Genomic DNA, 25,554 nt, shown 5'->3' with positions numbered 1-25,554 from the left:
GTTATCCCTTAAATGCTTGGCTAAAATCGGCCAATTCTTTAACTTTAGCAGCAGCACCACCATTTAAAATAGCCTGCTTAGCCATAGCAACGCCCGCTTTAAGATCTGGCGCCTGTTCCGCAACGTAGAGTGCTGCTCCAGCATTAAGGGAGATCATATCAATTGCTTTCTCATTCTGACCGCTAAAGGCAGATTCAATTAACGCTAAGCTTTCCGTCGAATTAGCCACTTGCAGACCTTCAAGGGATTGGATATTTAAACCTGCATCTTCCGCTGTAATCGTATATTCTGAAATTTCACCATCTTTCAGCTCAGCGACAAAAGTGTCACCTGCCAAGCTAATTTCATCTAAACCTTCCGCGGCATGAACAACCATGGCGTGTACAGCACCTAAAGATTTCAACGCCTCAACCATCGGTTTACATAAGGTCTTATCAAAAACACCGAGCAAATAATGTTTTACGCCTGCGGGATTTGTGAGCGGCCCTACGATATTAAACAACGTGCGCAAACCCATTTCCTTACGAGGCCCAACTGCATATTTCATCGCTGTATGATGCTGAGGGGCAAACATAAAACCAAGTCCGATCTGCTCAATACACTGCGCAATCTGCTCTGGGTTTAGTTCTAAATTAATACCCGCTGTTTCTAACAAATCAGCAGAACCCGTGTTAGAAGAAACCGACCGATTACCATGTTTCGCTACAGTTCCACCAGCGGCTGCCACAACAAAAGAACAAGCACTTGAGACATTAAAAAGATTGGCACTGTCACCACCGGTTCCAACGATATCAACAGCATTAGGCTTGGATATCGAAACAGGGATCATTAATTCACGCATCACATTGGCAGCACCAATAATCTCAGCAACACTTTCGCCTTTCATTCGCAGCGCAATCAATAGGCCACCAATTTGTGCATCTGTCGCATTGCCTGTCATGATCTGTTTCATCACTGACTGCATTTCTGATTCTAATAGATTCTGGCGCTCAACAATTACAGCCAGTGCTTGTTTTATATCCATAGAAGTATCCTTAATAGCACCAGTTATTTAGTTCGTTTTAAAAAGTTAGCCAATAACTCATGACCCTGATCGCTCAAAATTGATTCCGGGTGAAATTGTACGCCTTCAATATCAAACTCTTTATGACGAACACCCATAATTTCATCAAGATGACCTTCTTCATCTTGGGTCCATGAGGTTACTTCTAAACAATCTGGCAATGTTTTGTGATCAATAACCAAGGAATGATAACGAGTCACCTCGACTGGGTTATTTAATCCTACAAATACACCAATATCATTATGATAAACAGGTGAAATTTTTCCATGCATCACTTGCTTAGCACGTACTATGCTACCGCCAAACGCTTGGCCAATACTTTGATGCCCTAAACAAATACCCAAAATAGGTAACTTGCCTTTAAAGTAGTTAATGGCAGCGACCGACACGCCTGCTTCATTCGGTGTACAAGGACCTGGTGAGATTACAAGATGGTCAGGATTCAATGCTTCAACCTCCTCCACCGTAATTTCATCATTACGATAGACTTGGACATCTGCACCCAGCTCACCGAAGTACTGCACTACGTTGTAAGTAAAAGAGTCGTAGTTATCGATCATTAGTAACATAAAATGTCCGTTCCATTCTTGATGTTTTTACCGAAAATGTGCCCTGCGCATACCGGAATAGCATAATAATATCAGGTTGTGATCCTATCATACTTTTCTAAACCCACCCCATAGCTGAGATCTATAGACTAGAAGAAATGTTCCGCTGGCTAAGTAAACGTCTAATATCTATATTCAGTTTAAAGCCGTTTAGATATAAAAAAACGGAGGCGTGAAACACAACCTCCGTTTTGTTACGCCGCATTTCAAAAATTAGATATCGTAACCACAACGCTTAGCAACGTCTTTAGTCACATCACCTAAAATCTCTTCAGAATAAAACTGACGCCAACGATCTGCAGCTGCTGGATCAATATTCTGATGTAGATGAAATTTAAGATCACCACTCATTTTAGACGCCACATCCACCCCATCCGTCATACGCTGATCCTGATCTTTATAAGGATTTAGCATCTCTGGGTTGAACTCCACGCCCAAAAACTCACAAATCCGACGCATCTCAACTTCAGGCTGTTTAACTAAATTTTCATATTGAACCGCAAGGATTCGATCTGAAGGTACCTGTTCAGCAAATTTCAATGTATTTTGATGGCAAGTGAGCCACGTCATCTCAGCCAAGGCGCGGCTAGAAAACTCACTATCTTTCATCAACGGCATCATGCGTGTCAACTTTGACTCTTCGTATGAACGAATAGTGCCACAAGGGTGACGCTGTAAGTGGATATACTTAGCATTTTCAAAATCGTTTTCTGCATTTTTAAGAATATCTAAATTCACCGCATAGGTGGGTGTTTTATCGACTAATAAACGATCACCCGCTGCGATTTGTAAAATATTATAAAATGCCTGACAGCTCATGCCATTTTCTTCGCAGGCTTTGGAAAACTTTCGTGCCTCCTCACCTGACCAGTTTTTCAACTGCATAAGCGCACGGATGGTGCCTTCCAGGAGGTGACGGTTATGCTCATCATCCAGTGCAGCCAAACGCTCTTTCATATCGACGTATGACAACAAATGTAACTCTGGCGGCACAAACAGCTCTGGACAGCCCGCCAGCATTATACGTAACAGCGTTGAACCAGAACGTGGAGGAGAGAGAATAAAAACAGCCGGCTTATTCTTCTTACTCGGTACACTGTGAGGCGCGCAAGGACGGATGATTTTACGAAACTCTTCGACCATTTCAGCAGTGACTGGATCCTCAACAGATTCAATACGCTGAACATTACTCTCTTTTGGCGCTGCATTTGGTACTGGTGCTTCCGCAACAGGATCAGCATTAAGGCGAGTAAAAACAAAATCAACAACTTGCTGCAAACTTAGATCATCTACGTAGGCGCCATCCTGCATTAACAAAGCCTGGAAACCCAGTTTTTGTTTAAATTCAGATTCAATTGCCACTGCAAACTGTACAAAGTCTATGGAGGCAAAGCCAACATCTTCAACTAGCTTAGATGTTAACGTTACTTCTTCATCCAGGTCGTCATCCCACTCTTCAGTGATGGTGTCTAAAACCTGCATAATCTTAGCTTGGACTTCCGTTTGTTCTATAGGCATCTGAAAAACCTTCAATATTCCATGACCGGATTACAATTTAAATTTTTAACGAATAGTTATGATTCATCTACTACAGCTGATGGTGTTGCTGGCTCTATCTGCATGAGAGGCTTAGCATATTTTTCATCTGCTAACTGGACCCAACCACCGCCCATTGCTTTGTATATATCAACCAAGGTGGTAAAAATACTTTTCTCTGTTGTCGCTAGATTAATCTGAGTAGCATACAAATTACGTTGCGCATCCAGTACTTCCATATAACGGGAGTAGCCTGCATCATGTCTACTGATTGCATATTCGACATAGTCTTCTAATACAGCAACATGGCGCTCTTGAATCTTCTGCAAAACTCTTAATTTCTCTAGGGTCACTAAGCCATCATCGACTTCTTTAAGAGCCCGTTGAACTGTATTTTTATACTCAAAAACCAACTGTTGCCTGATCGCTTCAGCCTGCTGCTCATTACCTTCAATTCGACCACCTGTAAAAATTGGGCCTGCAGCACCGAGCGCAGCTTCCCATAATCCAGCAGAGCCATCAAACAGATTAGAGATATTATCACTTGCGTACCCAAGTAAGCCCGTCAAAGAGATACTAGGTAAATATTCTGTTTCAGCTATATTAACCTTAGCATTAGCGGATGCTAGCTTCTGTACTGCTTGACGAATATCAGGTCTGCGTACAAGAAGATCCGAAGGCAAACCTGAGGGCAGCTGCAACATAGTTAAAGACTCTATGTTTGCACTACGTTTAATTGGGCCTGGATTTTTACCCAACAACAATGACAGTCTATTTTCTTGTAAGAGCGCATCTAGCTCAATCACAGGTATTTGTGAGGCCGCCTGTTGATAGGCAGAACGAACCTGAGCCAGTTCTAATTCAGATATCTGCCCACCTTTAAATTTCTTTTCAAATAGATCAACAGAGTCTCTTCGTTCTTCCAAAGTTAATTTAGCTATATGTAACTTTTTATCTATATTAAGTAACTCTATGTATTCCACTGCAACCGCAGACACCAGCGACATAATTACAGCCTGACGATTTTCCTCTGCAGCCATAAGATCAGCTCTAGCGGCGTCGTTTGCTTGAGCCAACGCCCCCAAAGATCTAATTCCCAACCAATATTCAATCCAACGCTATACTCTTCATTGGTTCGTTCGCCCAAATTAGGAAATGATAAAGGCTGCTCATAACTACGCTGAGATCCACCCGCATTCGCACCATAACCAATTTGAGGGTAAAGGTTAGAGCGTTGAATTTTATACCGGCCTGCAACTTCATCAATTCGTGCAGCAGCTAACATCAGGTCATTATTATTCTGAAGCGCAGTTTCAATAAGGCTATTCAATACAGGGTCATTGAACGATTCCCACCATGCCGTATTTGCAAGCTCTACGGATGAGTCATAATCCACTCGCCAGCTCTGCTTAATTTCAACCTCGGGTGGCTGAAAAACCTCAACAGAGGAACACCCTGCTAAGCTAAGCAAACAAGCCACAAGTGTTGCCTTTTGGGATACTTTTCGTAAACCGGCTGTATACTGAATTTTTCGTTTAGAAGCTATCACATCCATTGACCTGTGATTTTAAAAATTTAATTGGAGTTCCCGCCGAAGCTTAATCTCCATCCCCTTATTTCTTTACAAACTGGCTAACGAAACTCCAAACAGTTCGATTAGCTTGAATCTTTTCAGGCCAAACATGCCCGCTGTTCTTAATCATGATGAACTGTACGTTTGCACCTTTCGTGCAGACATAAGTTACCCTTTCATAATTAGCAAACGGCTCTTTCTGAGCGGTGCCACAGTTGCGTTCCCTCATCATAATATTGAGTGAATCTTGTACTGATCGATGTTTAACACCGGCAACACTACGTGAACCTTCCCCACCTAGAACGGGAACATTATCATCCGCTTCACCATGTATATGCAGCACAGGTACCGCTGTAGCAGATTGGCAATTATCCACAGCTAAAGTGCCTGAAACAGGCACAATAGCTGCTATTTTTTCAGGTATTTCACAGGCTAAGCGGTATGCCATCATGGCTCCATTCGAAAAACCTGTTATATAAATCTTTTTAGGGTCTGCCTGATAATCCGATACAAGATCATCAATCAATTGACTTAGAAAGCCGACATCATCTACAGTCTTTTTAGCCGCAGGCCCGCAACAACGCCCTGCATTCCAAGTTCTACGATTTTTAAAAAAGCGTAAACCTGTACCATTAGGGTATACGGTTAAAAAACCTTCGGTTTCCCCTAAAGCATCTATGCCTGTTGTGTCTTGAACATGTTCAGCATTGCCTAATCCACCGTGTAACACAATCAGAGCAGGTAACTTGTCAGTGTCATGCATCAAAGGAAAGTGAATTAAGGCCGTACGCTTATCACCGCTTATAAGAATTTGATGCTCAACCTCTTCATTAGCTGCAAACAACAGCGTTGAAAAGGCAACTGGAAACATAGCCCAAAATAACCGTTTTTTAAGATACTTAGCTATGTTCATTAACTTACCTATTCATCAACCGGCGGATTTTCAATCATCTCTAACGCAAGTTCTTCAATCTCTTTGATCTGCACTAAACGACCTCGCATCTCGTTTGCCATCGCCTCGAACCAACGAATTTCAGACTCAATTTTTTTGCGCTCTGAAATAATATCCTCTAAGGGCGCGTTCGCAGGAGGTAAACCATTCTCATCAAACAGAAAGCGAATGCCATCAGCAACTTGTCTATTCGCATTAATATGCTTAACTTGCTTCGCAACAAAAGCTTTAATTTTCTTAGATCTAAATTCAGTAATAACCGCTTGGCGTAACGCCTGTTGCTGAGGCGTTAGTTCTGGCGGTTCAGATTTGATACTTTTCGGCTCGGTCGTAACTTGGCCAATACCTTTTCTGCTTCCCGGTTTATTCTTTTCACTATCCTGGCTCACAGAAGTACCTCAATTATATTCATACTCATTCGTATCCAAACTCTCTAGCAAGCGCTACAACTTCAGGTCGCAATCTCACACCATCATCTCGCCAAGGTAACTCTGCATCCATTTCTGGAAGTCTCGGTTTATGCGGGCGAAATTTAGAGCCACGAAGAAAATTAGGGTCATTCCCAAACAGTGCATTTACTGGCCCAAAACAAGCAAACGGAGATGCTTCGGGGTGCATCATATCATCCACCGCCTCTTCATCATCACGTATACCTAGCCAACGGCAAATGCCTGCTAACTCTTCGCGGGGATTCTCCATTATCAATTCACCACGAATACGCATTTGATTTTCAGCAGGCACAATATCTAAAAAGTTCAAGATATTGATATTAATATCATGCCATGCGATTTGTGGATCCAGAATGGCTCGATCTGTCTGAAAGTCAATCGCATTAACAAACAATGCAAAAATCCCATCGTTCAATCCCATAACCGATTTACTTTGCGGTATTGGATGCCTCACTAAGTGAATAAACTTAGCATCAGGAAATGCCTCATAAATACGTTTCATACGATCAACAGAGATCGTATAAGCGGGGCTTTTTTCCACGGCTATCAATGGATCAATTTTGTTCACAAGCTCAATAAACACATCACCCGTCATCATGTTTTCACGGGCGGAAGCCCAGTGTTGGGCCATCACAACTGCATCACGGGTTTGCTCGCCGGCATATATTTCTGCAACAGCACGAAGCAAGCCTTGTCTGCGGTTGTTATCGTCTCCGATATCATCAGATACATTTCGCCAAAGATCCTTAGTCTGCTGAACATTGAACAAATTCAATTCTGGCAAACCGAATGCTTCGGGGTGCTGACCAATCATTGCGTTGATCAGTGATGTATACGATCTCGGTGGTGCTAATAAGAACAGTGGAGCTGCCATATATCACTATCTGATTTTCAGTATTTCAAGACAATACACTTCAACTTGTATCTTTATCAGCCTTAATTGATCCCAATCAGTCTCTAATCAGGCTGATAAATCGTTAACAAATTAAGGCAACCATGACCACACTTCGACTTCAACAAAACGCACTATTGCCATTGAAAGCACTTCCCATACAGGTAAAGTTTCACTTTCAATTTTTGCATAGCCCGTCATCCCAGTTTTCAAACGCTGGTCACCGTTATCCAAAATAGTGATTACCTTGATAACACGTCCGTAACGCTCTTCCGTTACATTAGAATCAATCGATAACACGGTGCCTATAAAATCGGCTGAGTGATACGCTTGCGGACGAACCCTGACTGACGCTCCTTTTTTAACATAAGGAATATCCGCTTCAGGGATCTCGATCTCTGCGAGTACCTTTGATGTATTTTCTGCAATTGCAAACGGCTCACCTGGTGCAAGGTAGCTACCAACCTTCTGGCGTAGATGCATAGAGACTAAACGACCATCAAATGGCATATGCAAGGTTGATAATTTCACCTTCTCGCTATAGTACTTATACTCTTCCTCATAACCTTCAAGCTTCGCTTGCGCAGCAGCGATCTGATCTGGCGTCGCACCCAGCTTAGTCACTTCAAGATCAGCTTTACTTTCTGCGACTTGAGCCAGATCAATACGGTACTCACGGCGAGCATCATCTAACTCTTCATAAGAAACTGTACGTGACTTGTAGAGTTTTTCTAAACGGCTCAACTTAGACAAACTAAATTGGGTACGTGTTTCTTCAGTCTCAAGTGCACGTTCAGCAAGTATTACATCTTCCTTTCTCGGCCTAGATTCAAGCTCGTCAATAACCGCTTGCTGCTCTTTCATTAATGCTTCATAGACTTTTACTTTAGCGCTGTAATCACCCTGCCATAAGGCGGCAATTGCTTCGCCTTTTTTAAGTTCTTCACCGCCATCATATTTAACCCAATCAACCAGTCCTGATAGATCAGAGGTAATCTCCTGCTGCTGGTTTGGCAGCAAGACAAACGAGCCACCGGGTTCATAGGCATAAGGCAAAAATAGACCACCCACAAGTATGATTAAAAGAGCACGACGAACATAGCTTCCTTTTTTAGGGGCGGCCTCTGATCCCTGTTGTTCCTCAGTCTCTTTTGAAACCAACGTACGGTCGCGCCATTTTTTGAACTGAGATGCACGATCATAAGATTGATTAATACGAGCAAAACTAACGAACATTCGATACGCAAAAATTGCAGCGACAAAAAATGTCAGAATAACACCCGCACCACCTAGATGGATTTTCAAGAACTTGCCTAATAGCAGTAAAATTAATCCAAAAAGAACAATCATGAAAACAGTTGAAGCTAATGCATATGCTGCTAACAAACGACCGTTGGCTTCTTTGTATCTATCCCCTTTCAGCTTGTTCATCAGCGCACCGTAAGCTTTCTTACGTAGCTGAGGTTCATCCAAAATAGTAGCAACTAAGTGATAACCACTACTTTTAACTAGTGGGTTAACTGTTATCAGGAACGACAATGCACTCGCTACGGCCACCACAAGAGAGAAAGGAGCGATCACCCCACCCATATCACGTGTGTTAAACCACATTAGAATCGCGGTACTAAACAAACCTAATCTAAAAATCAACGGTGCTGCATGCAGCCACATCCGTTCACGGCGAGACAGTTGATCCAAGTTTCCAATAAACGGACAAAATCTAGGGAAAAATCCTAGATAAAAAACAATCCCTAATCCATTAACACTGGCCCTAAACGAATGAGCCACGTACATAATAAGAAAGGTAACAGATAGATTAACCGTTAACATACTGAACAATGCATGTTCAATAATGCTCACACCTGATAACAAAAGCGTTATATCTTCTTCCATTACAGTGAAATATCGACCCAGCAGAAATAATGCTGCAATAAGCATCAGCGGTATCGCATACATCAAATAACTAATCGGTTTAACAATAGGACTAGTAAACTTAATCAACCGTTTAGGATTAAATAACTTCCAGCCGGCCTGTTTAATGGACGTATCAAGCCCAATAACATCTTCAATCCCGGGTGGTAGTGGCTCCTTAACATTCGATTTTTCTTCAACCTGTGCTGTGGCTTCTGCCTTAGGTGCAGCGCGTCCTTTACCTTCTGCCGCACGCTTTTTCTGAAACGCTTTAAGAATAGGGTTGGAGAGCGCGGTAATGCCAAATAAGCTTTTATCGGCAATTAACGTGAATAACTCTTCAATCTGCTCATCCGTAATAGGATGACCAAAACGATCCTCAAAAACGCCTCTAAGCTTGGGCATATCTTCACAGCCAGGAAGAACTTCAAGCAGGAAAAACTGCCAAGTTTCCAACTGATGAACTTGATCCTCTTGAGGGTCTTTAATCAGATAGGACTGCTCAGCGCCCTGCCCAATGCGAAAGGCATGCAGCCTCTTCTTTAAAAATGCAGGTAGCGCAACCTTTTGGGCCTCATTACTCACTGTGGTCTTCTCCATCCATAGTATTCTAATGTTCGTTTGAATTAACTCATGCTATACAAACGACAAACTGTTAAACATCAGGCGCGAAAAAGACTTCACAGCCGCCTCTAGGGTTAGGGATATAACGATCCCCACCAATTGGTATTACTTTTGGACCAAATGGGTTAGCAGTACCGATAAAAAACCCATAAGGCGTAGACGCCATAGTACGCATACCAATATTGTATGGGTTACCCATTCCACTTGTTGTAACAGGTACCCAGTTCTCGCCATCATAACTGCGATACAAGTCACAACCGCCGTGATTATCCATTACAAACTGTGCACCCAGCTCACCCACAATATTTTTAAATGCTTCGGGCCAAGTACTCTGCTGTGCATATCCAATGATGGTGCTCCAATCAAACGTGGAGACATATAACCAGCCATCATGTTCACACATGCGCCAAAAGTAACCATTAAAAAAGTTATCAAAGCCGGGTAAATAACCTGACAAAGGTGCCTTAAAGCCATCTGGGGTATCCCTTGCTTCACCCACAAGTAGATCCCAATCACCGTCGGGGAAAATACGAATAAGCTCTGGTGGCGCTGGGCCTATTTTATTTTGCCTATCAATACCACCACCTTGAATCGCACCACCTACATACAGCGCCCCTTTGAAAGGGTACATGCTCAATACGCTCTGATTAAAGGCGCCACGATAAGCGCCCTTCTCAATCACTCGTTCCCAATGGTAGGGAGCTTCACCTTCAGCATCTGTACGCCAAATTTGAAATCCTTCTAAATTGAAGGTCCCCACATATAGATGATCGCCAAAAGCGGCCATCTCAAAAACAGTTTTATTACCGGAGTCACCAAAACCAAAATCACTTACAGGCTCCCAGCCTCCTTTTGTCGGGTCTTTACTCTCATACACTATAGAGTGGGCTGATACATTAGGGTTTCCTCCCCTTGAACCCGCCGGTGTAGTATATAAACGACCTTTAAACTGAGCCATCGTTCTAATGGTCGTCACAGGTAGTCCGATCAAACCAGGCTCACAAGAGGGTTCAAATGTTCGGCCATCACGAGACATTAAGATAAGCGGGCCTGGGCCTTTTGCTGGCGACCATGTGCTAACCAACAAAACGGGATCATCGCCGTTATCTGGTCGGTAAACCAACATACCTCTATATCCTAATTCCCGCGGTATAGGTTTCCCATGACTGCCAATTATAGTGGGAGCTTTAAAAACACGTTCCCAACTTTCTTCACGAGGATCAAAGCGCCAAATTTCAGCATGAAGATCAAGATCAAACGGATTTTCAGGGCATTCAACCGGCCAAGGGTTTAAACCAATTGGCAGACGAGCCTTCATTAATGGAAAGTTACCCCGTGTAGTCGCCACATATAAATAACCATTAAACCATGCCATAGAATGAGCATAGGCGTTTACCCCATCCCCAAAGCCGCCCTTGGCAATCAATTTAAAATCGGTCGCATTATTACCTTTATGGATCCCCAACCGGTTAGCACTCACGCTTGGGCCACCTTACTGTCTTTTGCTTGGGTAATATAAAAAGACAACATATCTTGAGCTTCTTCAACTGTTTCAAAAGGCCCCTCTTCACCATCCCTTGTAGAAAAATACCAACCATCATCCCGCTGCGAAAACCGTTCACTACGGAAATGACGCTTTTTATCCCCATCCCGTGTACTAACACCTGACACCATCGCACCATGCCAAAACTGTTCACACGTCGATATAAGTTCTTCAGGGCGTGTAGTTGGAAAAAAATGCCCTGCGCGCAACATTTTCCTGAAATCAGCATGAGGCCATACTTCAAGTAAATGCCTACCCGTCAGCATCGATTGAGAATACTCGCCGTACACGGCCAAAATAGGAAATTTAAGTTGCTTTAGCATATCCAGTGCTAAACCATCATCCCCCATCAACTCTTTCTCTGCTGCTGTCGTATTAAGTAATTTCAACCATAATTTAGCGGTACGATTACCGTAGTTACCTACAATAGGTGTAACAATCTCTTTCAGTTCAGGTGATATCTCAACCTTTTGTTCTTGCAATAGAGCGACTTCAGCTAAAAGACGATAGCCAAAATAGGGTTCCCTAACATTAATATCTATACCTTGATCATGTAGAAGCACTTGTAATTTATCACCGTAATCCCAGCCCTCAACTTTCTCGAGTTTACGAATTGCGCTGATATGCGAGTCAATTAACATCAAGCTCTCAACTCTTTCTGGTGCACTACAAGCAAAATTTAACGCAACTACACCACCAAAACTATGCGCCATTAAGTGCGCTTTAGGTATAGCCAGATGGTCCATCAAACCCAACATATCAGCAGCCATATTTGCCGGGGTATAACCATCTGGTGTCACACGTGAACGGCCATGTCCACGCAAATCAAATAAAGTAACTTGATAGCGTTTTGCAAACTCAGGTGCATGACGGATATACCAAAAAGCCATATTTGTGGCGAGACCGTGCACCATCACCAGATGTTCTGCATCAGGTCCTGCATCACTATCTAATTGCAGGTAATTTATCTTAGTGCCGTTTACCTCAACTGCAGGCATTGCCGATCTCCATACTACTCAATAAAATCACCATTCCATTCATATGCCTTAAAAAGCCAGTGCCGTAATTAGGTCATTATTATTTAATAACTTAATTTCTACTCTATGTCCCTGATAGAGGACATCTGCCTGCGCTAAAGATTGATCTAAGAAGGAGACTTCAAATAGTTCAGGTTGGCCCTGTAGACCTACACGCAAACATTTCGCAGCGGCTTCTTTAGCGCACCAAGTGTGGAGTAAATAATCATGCTTAGCCTGTTCTGGAAACTGTTCCAATACAGCCTTTTCTCCCGGGGATAACACAGCAAGTAAAAAGTCATAATCTTTATTACTAACTTGCTGCTCTATATCTAGACCAATAGATGGGGACTCTGCTGAAACCGCAGCAACGCTCTGCTGATTATCATGACTCAATGATACGGCTGGTGCAGGAATTAAACTATCAACCCACCAACCCGTCACATAAGGCGCACCTAATTCATCATGCACAACATCAATATCAGCGGGATATAATAGCGTTGAGGTTTGCTGGTAAATCCAGTACCGCACGGCCTCTTTCAAAGCCCCACGTCCCAACAGCCATTGACGTTTATATCGAACATTTCCAGTCAATGCGCGCCACTCATTCAGCTCGTCATAACTCAGTAATATATGAGCTAATATCCGCATGAAGACACCACCGGACTGAGCGCAGAAAGCTTCATCAAAATGAGGGAGATGCCATAGAAGCACATTCTTATCAGAGATAACGGATCCTGATCCTAACCACCCATTTAAAGGATCCCGTCTAACATTATAAAAACGGTTCGGGACTGGGAAAAAAATGTTCACTAAGTTACGAGCACTTAACAAAACTTGCCCTGCTGCATCAACACACTCAAACTGCCAAGCACGGGGACTCTCAACAGAGCTCGCTTTCGGGTCCACAGGATGCTGACGCCCACGTAATCGTAGCTCAGGCAATCCTTCTGGGCAGGTAACAGGGAACTCAATTTTTTCTATTGATGAAGGGAAGCTATTAAAATCAGTACCTACTTGCTGTGCAATCCAATAAGCGGCCAACTGACCTAAAGCATCCAATAAAACAGGGTTGAGAACTAAATTGGCACGCTTCCCCTCAGTAAAAAAGCCTTGCAAGCTAACATCACTAAGTACCGCATCAATCCCTTGCTCGTTCCAACCATCAATGCCACGCATACTTTGGAAAATGGGACCATGGAACATACCTGTACTATAGAGCTCATCATTACCCCAGCGGTACGCATTTACAGCTTCCAAATCAGGTAAACGAGACTGAGTCATTGCTGCCGCTAACGTAAGTTCAGCTTCAACAATTAGCGTCCCCTTACTGTGGATAGCTGCACTAAAGCGTCCGCTATATCCTTCTAGAGCTTTCGCAGATACATCCAGTTCAATAGACATATCATCCAGAGCAATCCAATCATATGACTTAACATTTTCAATAGTGGTTATCGAAACGTTACCGGCCAGTGCTGCAACGGCTTCAGCCATAATTTCCAAGCTAACCATCATAGGTACGCAAGACAAGCCCATACGTTCTGGATCTTGTTCTGAGACCGTACCTGACAGGATGTGATCTTGTAAAAATCTATCTTGATATACATTCAAGTCACAACGGGCGCGTAGAAACTGTTCCGTATGCTCAAGAATCTCGCTCAGAAACGGAAAAGGTGCTGCTTCAGTATATTCATTTGCTCCCTCCAACTGAGATTCAGCAAGAGCTGTCGATGAGAATAAAGTTTCTTGCTGCGACAAAAAACCTCGCATCAAATCAAAATAGTCAGCCATGACTCCATCACTCACGGCTTCAGGCTGTTTGGTCTCAGCATAAAGCGCAACCCCTTCTGAGTCAGTAGGCTCAGGTTGTGCTTGAATTGGCTCATTTTTTATTCCCGGTGCGGCATCTGTATGAATCGGAGCCATTGCTTGCAATAATGTTCGATCATCATCCGTTAAATGTAATACGGGCATCGTATTATCAAGCAACATACCCGAAACTCGACGGGGTGCAGAACTACTCAAATCAACCGAGTCTAGAGTTCTACCGACAAACAATCGTCCTATATCTACCGTTTTCTGATTGACATATAACTGACCAAGTAATATCAAAAATTGTTCTACGCTGCTCTTTTTACGGATATTACTCGCGATGGATAAGTACTCTTTATCCGACAATATCTCATTTACAAACGCAGTAAGATTGCCTGAAGGCCCAACTTCAATAAAGTATTGAATGCCATCATCATGCATAGCTGTGATAGTATCGGCAAAACGAACTGTTTTTGACCACTGACTTGCAGCCAAGTCAACAACGTCCGCTTGCTTAGCTGGGAAAAGTCCGGCAGAAGCACAGGAATAAAGAGGCAACTGAGGCTTTTTAATACCTACATCCGCATAGTACTTCTGGAATGCTGTGGTCACAGCAGAAAATAAAGGCGTGTGATAACCACGATCAAAAGGCAATGGCACACAAATACCGCCCGCCTCGCTTAAGGATTTTTGCAGACTAGCGATCGCCTCTTTATCACCAAAGAGAACTTTCTGATTAGCACAATTATCCATTGCCACATACACAGTGGACGAAAGTTCAGCAATATGCTGATCAATAATAGCGGAATCTAAAGCACCAACGGTCAGTAGGGCGCCAGTATGAATACCACCACTCTCTAATACCTGCTGATAAACTAAATTCAGTTCACGAATAAACTTAGCTAACTGATCCAAATCGGCATTATCAATAGCTCCTGAGGCCACTAATGCGGACGATTCTCCTGTACTATGGCCTAACATGGCATCCGGCTCAACGCCAAAGGCTTTTAATAAGCCGTTCATGGCCTGACTACCAACAAATACGGCTTCAGAGCCTATATCCATATCATGTAGACGTAGTTCTAAAGACTTTTTAATCTCTGGCGTTAACTCTATTTCTGGCGGAAAAACTAAATCAGTTCGACTGCTACCCTGCTGATCATCGCCATACAAACCTCGCCAAAAATCAAACCATCCACGCACTTCCGGGAAGTTTAAAGACAACTCTTCAAGCATGCTAAGATATTGCGACCCTTCTCCAGGGAAGATAAACGCTAATTTACCCGGCAGAGGCTCATCACTAAAGGCAACACCATTACGTGTAGACCAACGGCCTTTTTTATCTGCTTCTAATTTTTTAAGCGACTGCGCTAGCTTCTTCGCCAAATCCCTATGATCTTTTACAACAAAGGCGATACGTTGCTCTTCAGCTTTATCTTGACGACACACTTCAGCCGCGATCTCAGCGATACTGTAATTTTCAGCTTCAGCCAATGGTTGTAGTTGGCGAATTTTATCGGCTAATGCAGTTTTAGAATCTGCCGAAAGTACAAAAAGCTCTGCTGGACGATTACTGTAATACAACGGTTTTTTAGCTTGGGAGGGAGCTTCTTCTAAAATCGCATGGGTATTGATACCACCAAAACCAAACGAGTTAACACCCGCACGACGTGGCACATCTTTTGATGTAAACCAAGGCCGTAAAGCGGTGTTAACATAAAGCGGAGTTTTTTCAATTGCTAAATCTGGATTAACTTCATCACATAACGTTGGCGGTAATACTTTATGGTGCAACGCCAGTGACGTTTTTATTAAACCCGCTATACCAGCAGCTGGAATACAATGACTAATCATTGACTTCACAGAGCCTAAAGCCACATTCCCTAGCTGTCCTTGTCGCTCACCAAATACCGACCCTAAAGCAGAAACTTCGGTCTGATCACCCAGTGGGATACCTGTACCATGAGCTTCGATCAACCCAATAGTCGATGGATCAACACCACTATCTTCATAAGCACGTTGAATAGCTAAGGCTTCACCCTCAGAGCTTGGCGCTAATAAACCATGCCCACGACCATCACTCGCTTGTCCGATTCCGCGGATCACCGCATAAATCTTATCACCGTCAGCTTCAGCATCAGATAATCGTTTAAGCACAACCGTACCTAAACCTTCACCTAATAATGTTCCATCGCTGCCTTTAGAGAAAGGACGTACTTTACCTCGTTCACTTAAAGCACCAAGCTGGGTAAAAATGACCGATACTTCAGCAGGTAGTGATGCATTCACCCCCCCTGCTAACATTAAATTACTGCGATGATTACGCAGTTCATCCATCGCGGCACCAACCGCAAGCAAAGAGGATGAACACGCCGCATCAAGAATATAGTTTGGACCTTTCAAATTAAGACGGTTCGCAATACGCCCCGTCATAACATTAGGTACTAAGCCCGCAGCTATATCTGCATTAGATTGAGGTAGTTTATCTATCAGTAGTTTGCGTATTTGAGTGAGCTTATCATCCGATAAAGAGGGTGAAACCGCAGCAAGGATATCCATGGTCTGATCCAGCACTATATGGTGCTGTACATGGTTACCCTGACCTCTATGAAGATAAGTACTATGACCTAGAATAATGCCGGTATTAGTATGATCATATCCATCATCTAAATAGCCAGCATCAAGCAGCGCATCACGAGCAACACGTAACGCTAGAAATTGATCGGGCTCTCCGCCATCCACCGAGTTTGGCATAATACCAAACTCACGAGGGTCAAAACGGAACAGATCTTTTAAGTAACCACCATAAGGAGTATTGATACGGCCCGATTCCAAATAACGTTCGGCTTCCCATGCTGCTTGCGGCTCACCGACAGCATCTACACACTGAATAATATTCTGCCAAAACGTTTTAAGGTCAGGTGCTTCAGGAAACACACAGGCCATACCTATTATAGCAATAGGTTCTGAGCTTTCTCTTTTACTCTTCACTACTGATTCCGTCCTTAACTACCACTCAAAGGGCAAGTTTTTCTGTTCCGCCTAAACGGTCCAGTTCCATACTAGAAATAGATTTTCAGCCTTCAAAAACAGCGAATCTCCACTGCTATTTCCGCCCACAACTATCACTTAATTAGCCAGCTTTTCTGTTCCACCAAGACGGTTCAATTCCATACTAGAAATACACTCAAGGTCTTCAATTAACAACACAACATTATTTTGTTCATCAATAAAATAAACATCAGAGACAATCATATTTGGCTGCTCACTGTCTTTACGTGCAAAACACATTTTGAGTTTTTTCGGTAGTTTCTCTTGAAACCTCATCACCTTACCAAAACGCGCAGGCAAAGCAGATTGATCATTAAACGTACGCCCCCAGAGAAGAGCCATTTGAGCTGCTGCATCGGTCATAGCAGGATCAAAAATCCAGCCATCACCTACCTCTGTCGTACTTAACCACCCTGCAGGGTTACTCGTTTCAACATCAGAGACTGAACCTTGCTGAGACAAACCAGAGATATTCTTGATTACTTGAAAACAGGGCCCATGAAACAACCATTCGTTATAAGCAGTTTCGACTGACAACTCTTTATCTGAATGCTTCTCAGGCTCATAAGAAAAACTATCCGGATAAGTTTGCTCCAAACGTAAAACAACCTTGTAGTGCATCCGTTTTTCCGATTGAAGACTTACCGTTACGTCGAAGCCATCACTACTGCCATAAGGTGGTGGATTTACAACCACTTTCAACTTCTGATTAAGATCATCTAATTGCAATCCTTTCAGTAAACGACTGTCACGAGCTTCTACTACATGCCATCCTGGCCATAGCGCGGTTGCAGTTTCCGACATAATTTCCAAAGCAACTGCAGCAGGCAACACGGGAATATTATCGATACGGTGTTGCTGTAGGTATTCATGGCGATCACTAAGATAGAATTCGACCACCTGATCCCCTTTAGGCATCGCAGTAACGCTCGCATTATCTAACAAAGCACCCGTTACACGAGGGATACTCTCATCAAACTCAACACGACCAATCGTTGCCTCATGCTTTTCCCAAGGACCAACACCGCAGATCACCTCAACGTTTTCCGATGGCTGCTGTAGAATCTCCTCACGGAACACCTTTCGGCCAGCTTCAGCGGTTACCAAAGCCACGCCTTTTTCGGCAAATTTAGCCTCAGTTTCAGCAGTCACCATGCCTTCACCAAACGCTGTAGGCCCCCAAGGCCCCCAGCAAAGAGAGCGGACAACTACTTTATTTTTCCATAGCTGATTTAACTGACTACATAGACGGTTTAGCAATTCATTAGCTGTAGCGTAATCTAACTGACCACTATTACCGTATCGACCAGCTACCGAACTGAAAACTGTTAGAAAACGCAAGGATTCAGGTCTTAGATATTTTTGGATATGGAACAAGCCAAGGACTTTAGTTTCCACAACACGTGACCAGCTTTCACTTGTTTTGTCTTGTAAGAGTTTATCTTCAATAATTCCTGCGCCATGAACTACGCCATGCAGCGCACCATACTTATCGTAAATTGTATCTAAAAGCCCCTTCATTGAACTTTCATCAGTCACATCAACAGCAAAATATTCAACCTTGGCACCACGCTGCTGGAAATCCTGAAGATTACTCAACATCTCTCGAGCACCAACAACGCCAGCAACTTTTTTCATAACCTCAGCTGGAGTCAGAGAAAGGACGCCATCACGCACCTGAGTTATAAAGAACTGTCTTAGTTCTGCCTCAGTTTTCAATGTCGCAGTATCAGCCGTTTCAGCTTCAGGCAAAGGACTACGCCCAGTTAACAATAAGGTATTACCGGGTAACGCAACTTCGCGTAAAACTTCAGCTGTAATCCCACGCAAGCCGCCTGTAGCCAATATGGTTAAACCTTCTAACGTAGCATTCTCAGACGACTGAGGAGACAACTCCGCAACCGTTTTAAATATTGTTCGCTTACCTGCTGGATAGCCTACCTCTTGACGACCACCGCAAAGCATCATTTCGTCCAGCAGAATACTCGCCAGATCGGCTACTGATTGCTCAGCATCCAGATCAATTGCCTTAATGCGTAGCGCAGGGCGTTCTTCAGATACCGATTTTAAGCAACCAACAAAGCCTGATTGTAAAGACAAACCATTAAAAACTGCATTCGTACGGCCAAAAGTTCCACCTAGTCCACTGGCAGCAACTATATGTGCCGCTTCAGAAAACACAGGACTTAATCCTTTAAGCAAGAGAAAAAATGACTTTTCATTACTGTTTAATACAGCTTTAAAATCAACAACAGAACTCTCACTCATTAAGGCAGGACTACCGATCTCAGCTAAGTGAACAACGCCCGCTAGATCGGTTTTTTCTGCACACACTTTTGCAGAAAAATTGAGTATCTGTTCTTCGCTTTCCAGAATGGATGGCTCAACAATCTGCACAGTGCAACCTCGATCTGTCAGCAGTGTAGCCAATTGACCTGCTATATCTGCTGCATCTCGAGTAATAACATAATGCCCAATATTTAGAGCACGTTTAGCATTCACCTCAATCGGAGCAGGTGAAGGTACAACTATATGCCGGAATGAGGAGTCCGAAAACTTGTTCGAAACCTCAGTTCCCATCCCGGCTACTTTAAAAGGGCTTGTCGCCGCTCCCACCGGCAAATCACATAAAAGATCTAACATACCCGTCAGATTTTCCTGTGTATTCAGCTCACCACGGTTTTCACCTAAAGCATCACCATAAGCTGCAGGAAGCGTTTTTAATAACGAACCAACAATCTCGATACGCTTAATGGAATCGATACCCAAATCAGCCTCAAGTTTTTGATCAAGGCCAACCATATCACTCGGATAACCTGTTTTATCTTCGACAATCTCCAGCAACATCTGCGTAATTTTGTCGCGATCAAGCGTATCACTTGCGGCAGATTCAACCGCAGCAACCGGTGCGGCTGGCGCAGTAGGTTCTGGCGCCGCTACTGGAGCAACAGCAGCTACCGGAGCAGGTGCTGGTGCTGGGGCCGAAACAGGAGCAACAGCAGGCGCAGCAACAGGTGCGGCGACGGCAGGAACTTCCATCGATAATTCAGCCATTTGAGGGGCTGCTTTAGGGAGACGCTGTGGTCGCGTTTCACCTGAACGGGGTACCGAAGTACCACCTAGATACATTGACATAACATTTTCCTGACTTTCCAGGAATTGACGCATCATATCAAAGTATTCTGCCATTACTGCCGGACCACCAGCATTTGGTGCTTGCCTGCGCCCATCCATCTTTCGCTCCTTGTTATGCTTAAAATGATGTCCATCATAAGAAATATTTGTGTTTAATTGCGAAGAAGGAGCTGTCACAACCCCCTCCTCTTTCAATACGGTTTTCGTGACACTATTTTGTGCAATCACTTGCTCAAGCGTGACCCCAATCTGTCGAACAGGCTCAGAAGAGCGTCTTGCGCCACTACCATTAAGAATCCAAGCATGTTTTGAAATAGGCTCAGCACTTTCGTAACTAGTTAGCGCATCAGACGACTCTATTTTACTCTGAATACCTGCCAGCAATGGTAATAAATCAAGCTCCACACCTTCGCTAACCAAATTAGCTAAGGCACTTAAAAGGCCATAAACGCCTTCTTGATCGTTATCTAGAGTAATTGTTGTATGCGGACGGTCGCCTAAAATCTGCTTAGTTAAACGAGAAAGAATTGATTTAGGTCCAATTTCAACAAACACCCGCGCGCCATCTCTATACATTGCCTCAATTTCAGCAACAAATTCGACCGGTTTAACTAAATGAGCAGCCATAGAGGATTTAAGCTGAGCAACTTCAGCATCATGCACATCACCGGCACTATTGGAATAAACAGGTAATTCAGGAGATGTCCATTGAGTACTATCAATCAGTTTAGACAAATGAGACTGTGCAGGTTTCACAAAAGCTGAGTGGAACGCAGCGGCAACAGGTATTGGAGTTGCCATAATATCCGACTTAGATAACGCTTCAATCGCTTGCGCTATACCAGCCTTAGAGCCTGAAATAATACATTGCATTGGCGCATTATGATTTGCAACGATAACCCCATCGATACTTTTAATAGCATCCTCAACTTTATCGCGAGTGGCTTGCACCGCAGCCATTGTGCCTAGCTCATCTCCGGCATTCTTTGCCTCATCGACAATAAAGCGGCCACGCGCTTCTGATAAAGACACCAAGGTTTCATAATCAAATACTCCAGCAGCATGTAATGCAACAAACTCACCGTAGCTATGGCCAGCAAACATATCTGCATTAAACCCAAGCGTTTTCAGCATACGCCACAAACCGGTCTCCACTGCCCCTAATGCTGGCTGAGTAACATCAGTACTTGTTAACGCTTGACTAGCCTCTGCTTTCTGCTCCGACGTATAGACACCACGCGGATAGATAAAATCACTTAACCTGCGGCCCGAAAACCTCTTACCAAAAGCCTCTTTTAATAAGCCATCAGCTTCTGCCAAAGCATCACCTACAACAGGGTAGGTATAAGCTAACTCTCGAGCCATCTGAGTATATTGTGCACCCTGCCCTGGGAAGATAGCTGCCACTTTACCTTCTGCTTTCTGACCATCACCATAATAAGCACCTTCAGGCAAAGCAGATATTTCATCTTTTAAATAACCAAGCGTACCAACAAGTTTCTCAGCAAAATCAGCTTGATCTCGCACAACAAGAACAACTGTCGCCATATCTTTTTTGCGCTTATTAATCAGATTAAAAGAGAGCTTTTTAAGATCCAAATCTGTAACTGACGCCAACTCTTTGGCTGTATTCGAAAGTTTAGCGATTAACTTTTCTGTCGTTTCCTCACTCCAGATCAGAAGTTCCGCAGGGCCGCTTGCTCTTACCGCTTTTTTCATCCAAGGGCGATACTCACCTTGATACTCCTCCATAACAATATGGAAGTTGGTTCCACCAAAACCAAATGCACTACAAGCTGCACGTCTAGGCTGGTCATTTTTAATCCAAGGCCGAGCCTCATCCACCAAATATAGCGGGCAATCTTCACCCATCAGTACATTATTAGGCTGCGTCACGCCATAATGGGGTGGCAAAGTCTGATGTTTTAATGCTAAACAAGCCTTAATAAGACCCGCTACACCAGCCGCCGCTTTCGTATGGCCAACCATTGTTTTAACTGATCCAACTACGGCCTGATGCGCACCTGCTCCAGCCTCTTTCAATAAGCTTATGGTACTTTCCAGCTCAGCAGTATCTCCTGCCACAGTACCTGTACCATGAGCCTCAAACAAACCTACAGTTTCAGGACCAAAGCCCGCCTGCTTGTAAGCTCGACGCATAGCACGAAGCTGCCCTTGAGGTAGAGGCGCGGTTAAACCTTTCGCCTTACCATCACTGCTACCACCGGCACCTTTGATTACTGCATAAATTTGATCGCCATCACGCTCTGCATCAGCAAGTCGTTTCATAGCAACCATCGCTATTCCTTCAGAAATCACGATACCGTCACCAGAAGCATCAAACGTCCGGCAGCGTCCACGTGGAGAAAGAGCTTGGGTTTTACTAAAGCAGAGGTAGCCAAAAGGCCCCTGAACCGTATCTACACCACCTGCCAGCACCATATTACTGCGCCCAGCAGAAAGCTCAGAAATACCTTGATAGATAGCCGTTAGAGAGGATGCACAGGCGGCATCAGTCGTAAAATTAACACCGCCGAAGTTTAACCTATTGGCAATACGTCCAGCCATTACGTTAATCAAAATGCCAGCAAATGAGTCTTCCGTCCATTCCGGCAAAATATCCGCTATATGATCAGGTAGATCACCTTTAAAACGCGGCATTTCTGCACGCAAGCCATATTGCATACCTACATCACCCGCACCACCACTGGCACCGATGATTACAGAAGCATTTTCACGATCAAAATCACGTTTATCATAGCCCGCATCAGCTAAAGTTCTTGATGCCACCTCCAATGCCATCAGTTGCATTGGATCTACAGCTTCTACCGACTTAGGCGGCATCCCATATTTCGTTGGATCAAATACCAAATCATCAATAAAGCCACCCCAACGGGAGTAAATTTTATCTTTGGAGTAACGATCCTCATCAAAATACAACCTCCAGTCCCACCGATGGGATGGAATTTCAGTAATCGCATCAACTTTATCTAATATATTTGACCAATACTCTTCAGTTGAATTCGCTTGAGGGAATAGACCTGATATACCAACAATAGCTATATCAACAGGTGCGGAATCAGCTTCATCCTCCTGAGCTAAATCCATCGAATTCGCAATTAATAAAGCATGGCTATCTTCAGTTACTTGAGCATGCAGAGTCTCAACATCAATAAGCTCAGTACGCAAAGTAGCAACTTGACCTAACATATACATACCATCAGCATGCTGTGTTGCTTCATCTAGCGCCGTTAATTTTGCATTTTCACCTAGTCGTGCACACCCTTTGGAAGCAATGCGAAGCCGCCCCATAATAAGGTCATCCAAGGTAGCCCGAGCTTCATCAACAGGTACCCCCTGCTCTATCATCTCTCGACGTTTATTAAAAAACATCTTCGCAAATGGCGTATAAGCGCAACGACTCGCATGACCTGGGCCGGACTCCAGGCTAACCGTATGTTCACATTCAACCACTTCTTTCTGAAATGCTGGAACAATAGCCCCTGATTCAACTATCTCCTTGGTGAAGAGGTAACTACTCCCCATCAACGCGCCGACTTGAACGCCTTTATCCAATAGAGGCGCAGCCAACACCTGAACCATAGCTGCAGATGCAGCATCATGTATCCCACCAGCGAATAATAACTGTATACCTTCGCCTTTAGTTTTTCCTGATTCCAACTCTTCCAGAAGCCGATCAACCATTGAGCTCCATAAAACGAAACTACTCAAAGGCCCTATATGACCACCGCACTCACGCCCTTCAAAAATAAAACGACGCGCACCCTCTTGCAGAAAAAGCGGAATCAAGTTGGCGGATGGAACATGCAAGAAAGACTTAATACCCTCTTGCTCTAATTTAACGGCCTGATCTGGTCGTCCACCAGCAATAATCGCATAAGGCGGTTTATACTTTTGAGCCAGTGCAATCTGTTCATCCAACAGTGACTGCGGCGCAAAGCCCAACAAACCAATCCCCCAAGGTTTATCACCAAGGCGTTCATCTGTATCAGCAAGCAATTTATCTAACGCGGCGCCTTTCAATAAAGCAAAAGCCAGCATAGGTAGCGCACCACCATCAGCCACTGCTCCAGCGAACTCAGCACTGTCAGAAACACGACTCATCGGACCTTGGACCAATGGAAAACGCACACCTAGCGCTTTAGCCAATGGAGCATTTTCAGCTAGAGGTTTATGTTGAATAGCAGCTTGAATCGAGTCATGGATAGTTTGATCAATGGCTGAAAAAACATCAGAAAGGTAACCATATTTTTCACGCCAAGCTTTGGCAAAACAAACATCCTGCCCTAAAGGCAACAATCCTTTTTGCGGCGAATCCCAATCTATCTTACCTAAGACATCTTCAGGCTTAACCAACTGGCCCGACACTTTAGAATTAAATGCTTGAGCTTCTCTGTAACCCGGGCGAACCAATACCCTAAAATAAGAACCCAGTTCTTCATCACCAACAGCTACAGTTTCATTACCTGACAAGTTTCCTACAAATGAGAATAAACTCTCCGATAAAGGTGAGTCTTTTAACAATAAAACTTGGCTTTCAAGCACACCACCTTTTGCGCCAACAGCATGACAGGCAGCAGCAACATGAGGAGTAATACCACCTCGAACAAAAATAGGTAGATTTGTTTTTGAAGACCACTTTTGTAACAAAATAAAGCTACTGCCTTCACCAACAAAACCACCGGCTTCATGACCTTTAATCATAAAACCATCGATCTGTTTTTCAAGCGCCGCTGCATCGGTATGTGCATCCGTCACTTCAACTAGGACTGTGACCCCTAGCTTACGCATTTTTTTGATATCTGCCGCTAGCGTAGCCAGCAACAATTCATCAACTATAAGATAACTAAAACCTTGATCAACTTTAGTGGCCGCAAATGCAATAAGCTCTGACTGAGGAGTATCAACTTTGATACCGTATGAGTTTTTAGCATGTACAGACAGTAGTGCGAACTGTTCAAGTAATTTGTCAGCATCTGAACTCAATTCAGCATTTAATATCCCTATACCTCCAGCCCTGCAAGCAGCTATAGCCAACGAAGCATCATTATATCCCGCTGGAGTGTATACAAATTTCTTGAATTCGTTCATGCAATCTTCCCTGCCTCAAATTTAAGCTAGCAATCTAAACCAAACAGCAAAATCAATGCCATCAAAGCACTACAATTAATCCATTCATCAATAGAGGTTTTATCTATAAGATAGTGCATTCCCACAAACAAACACATCTACCTTAAATTTTATTAAAATTTTATCGAAATTTCACTAACGCTGTTTTTTTTATAATCAATCAAGATAAAAATCAATAAAAACAAGGCAAAATATACAACAAAAAATTATAGCTCTCTGCAGTTTAATAAAAACAACA

11 protein-coding genes and 1 pseudogene are annotated in these 25,554 nt (G+C 43.5%); all 12 read right to left on the bottom strand.

All coding sequences use genetic code 11. From position 1 onward, the window contains the following. Nucleotide 1: 1 nt before the first annotated feature. The 12 genes and pseudogenes from trpD to ACOQOE_RS03645 all read right to left on the bottom strand — a co-directional run bounded on the left by trpD (nucleotide 2) and on the right by ACOQOE_RS03645 (nucleotide 25,277). Nucleotides 2-1,024 carry an anthranilate phosphoribosyltransferase gene (gene trpD / locus ACOQOE_RS03700; protein ID WP_067865322.1) on the bottom strand — a complete coding sequence of 341 codons (1,023 nt, stop codon included), beginning with the start codon at nucleotides 1,022-1,024 and terminating at the stop codon, nucleotides 2-4. Nucleotides 1,025-1,047: 23 nt separating this feature from the next. Then, nucleotides 1,048-1,632: an anthranilate synthase component II gene (locus ACOQOE_RS03695; RefSeq protein ID WP_067865319.1), complete on the bottom strand. Its 585-nt coding sequence runs from the start codon at nucleotides 1,630-1,632 to the stop codon at nucleotides 1,048-1,050. Nucleotides 1,633-1,884: 252 nt separating this feature from the next. After that, nucleotides 1,885-3,189: a sulfotransferase gene (locus tag ACOQOE_RS03690; RefSeq protein WP_420554917.1), complete on the bottom strand. Its 1,305-nt coding sequence runs from the start codon at nucleotides 3,187-3,189 to the stop codon at nucleotides 1,885-1,887. Between the two features lie 56 nt (nucleotides 3,190-3,245). Further along, nucleotides 3,246-4,492 (bottom strand): annotated as a pseudogene (locus tag ACOQOE_RS03685) (efflux transporter outer membrane subunit). Nucleotides 4,493-4,820: 328 nt separating this feature from the next. Continuing rightward, nucleotides 4,821-5,693, bottom strand: coding sequence for an alpha/beta hydrolase family esterase (locus ACOQOE_RS03680; protein ID WP_067865311.1), 873 nt, complete (start codon nucleotides 5,691-5,693; stop codon nucleotides 4,821-4,823). Nucleotides 5,694-5,701: 8 nt separating this feature from the next. Continuing rightward, nucleotides 5,702-6,121 carry a hypothetical protein gene (locus tag ACOQOE_RS03675; RefSeq protein ID WP_067865308.1) on the bottom strand — a complete coding sequence of 140 codons (420 nt, stop codon included), beginning with the start codon at nucleotides 6,119-6,121 and terminating at the stop codon, nucleotides 5,702-5,704. A 25-nt stretch (nucleotides 6,122-6,146) separates the two neighbouring features. After that, nucleotides 6,147-7,055: a sulfotransferase family protein gene (locus tag ACOQOE_RS03670; protein ID WP_420554916.1), complete on the bottom strand. Its 909-nt coding sequence runs from the start codon at nucleotides 7,053-7,055 to the stop codon at nucleotides 6,147-6,149. A 111-nt stretch (nucleotides 7,056-7,166) separates the two neighbouring features. After that, nucleotides 7,167-9,569, bottom strand: coding sequence for an HlyD family secretion protein (locus ACOQOE_RS03665; protein ID WP_075107924.1), 2,403 nt, complete (start codon nucleotides 9,567-9,569; stop codon nucleotides 7,167-7,169). Nucleotides 9,570-9,639: 70 nt separating this feature from the next. Further along, nucleotides 9,640-11,088 carry a hypothetical protein gene (locus tag ACOQOE_RS03660; RefSeq protein ID WP_420554915.1) on the bottom strand — a complete coding sequence of 483 codons (1,449 nt, stop codon included), beginning with the start codon at nucleotides 11,086-11,088 and terminating at the stop codon, nucleotides 9,640-9,642. Beyond that, on the bottom strand, nucleotides 11,085-12,149 hold the full coding sequence (locus tag ACOQOE_RS03655; RefSeq protein ID WP_067865296.1) for an alpha/beta fold hydrolase: 1,065 nt from the start codon (nucleotides 12,147-12,149) through the stop codon (nucleotides 11,085-11,087). The genes ACOQOE_RS03660 and ACOQOE_RS03655 overlap by 4 nt, the downstream gene beginning before the upstream one ends. Nucleotides 12,150-12,197: 48 nt before the next feature. Continuing rightward, nucleotides 12,198-16,970 carry a beta-ketoacyl synthase N-terminal-like domain-containing protein gene (locus ACOQOE_RS03650; RefSeq protein ID WP_420554914.1) on the bottom strand — a complete coding sequence of 1,591 codons (4,773 nt, stop codon included), beginning with the start codon at nucleotides 16,968-16,970 and terminating at the stop codon, nucleotides 12,198-12,200. 138 nt (nucleotides 16,971-17,108) lie between these two features. Next, nucleotides 17,109-25,277: an SDR family NAD(P)-dependent oxidoreductase gene (locus ACOQOE_RS03645; protein ID WP_420554913.1), complete on the bottom strand. Its 8,169-nt coding sequence runs from the start codon at nucleotides 25,275-25,277 to the stop codon at nucleotides 17,109-17,111. Nucleotides 25,278-25,554 lie beyond the last annotated feature (277 nt).

Origin of the sequence: Neptuniibacter marinus, assembly GCF_965223595.1 — a bacterium.
In the GTDB taxonomy this organism is placed as follows: Bacteria; Pseudomonadota; Gammaproteobacteria; order Pseudomonadales; family Balneatricaceae; genus Neptuniibacter; species Neptuniibacter marinus.
The sequence above is the reverse complement of the archived record's forward strand: the minus strand, read 5'-3'. Positions and strand labels throughout refer to the sequence as shown.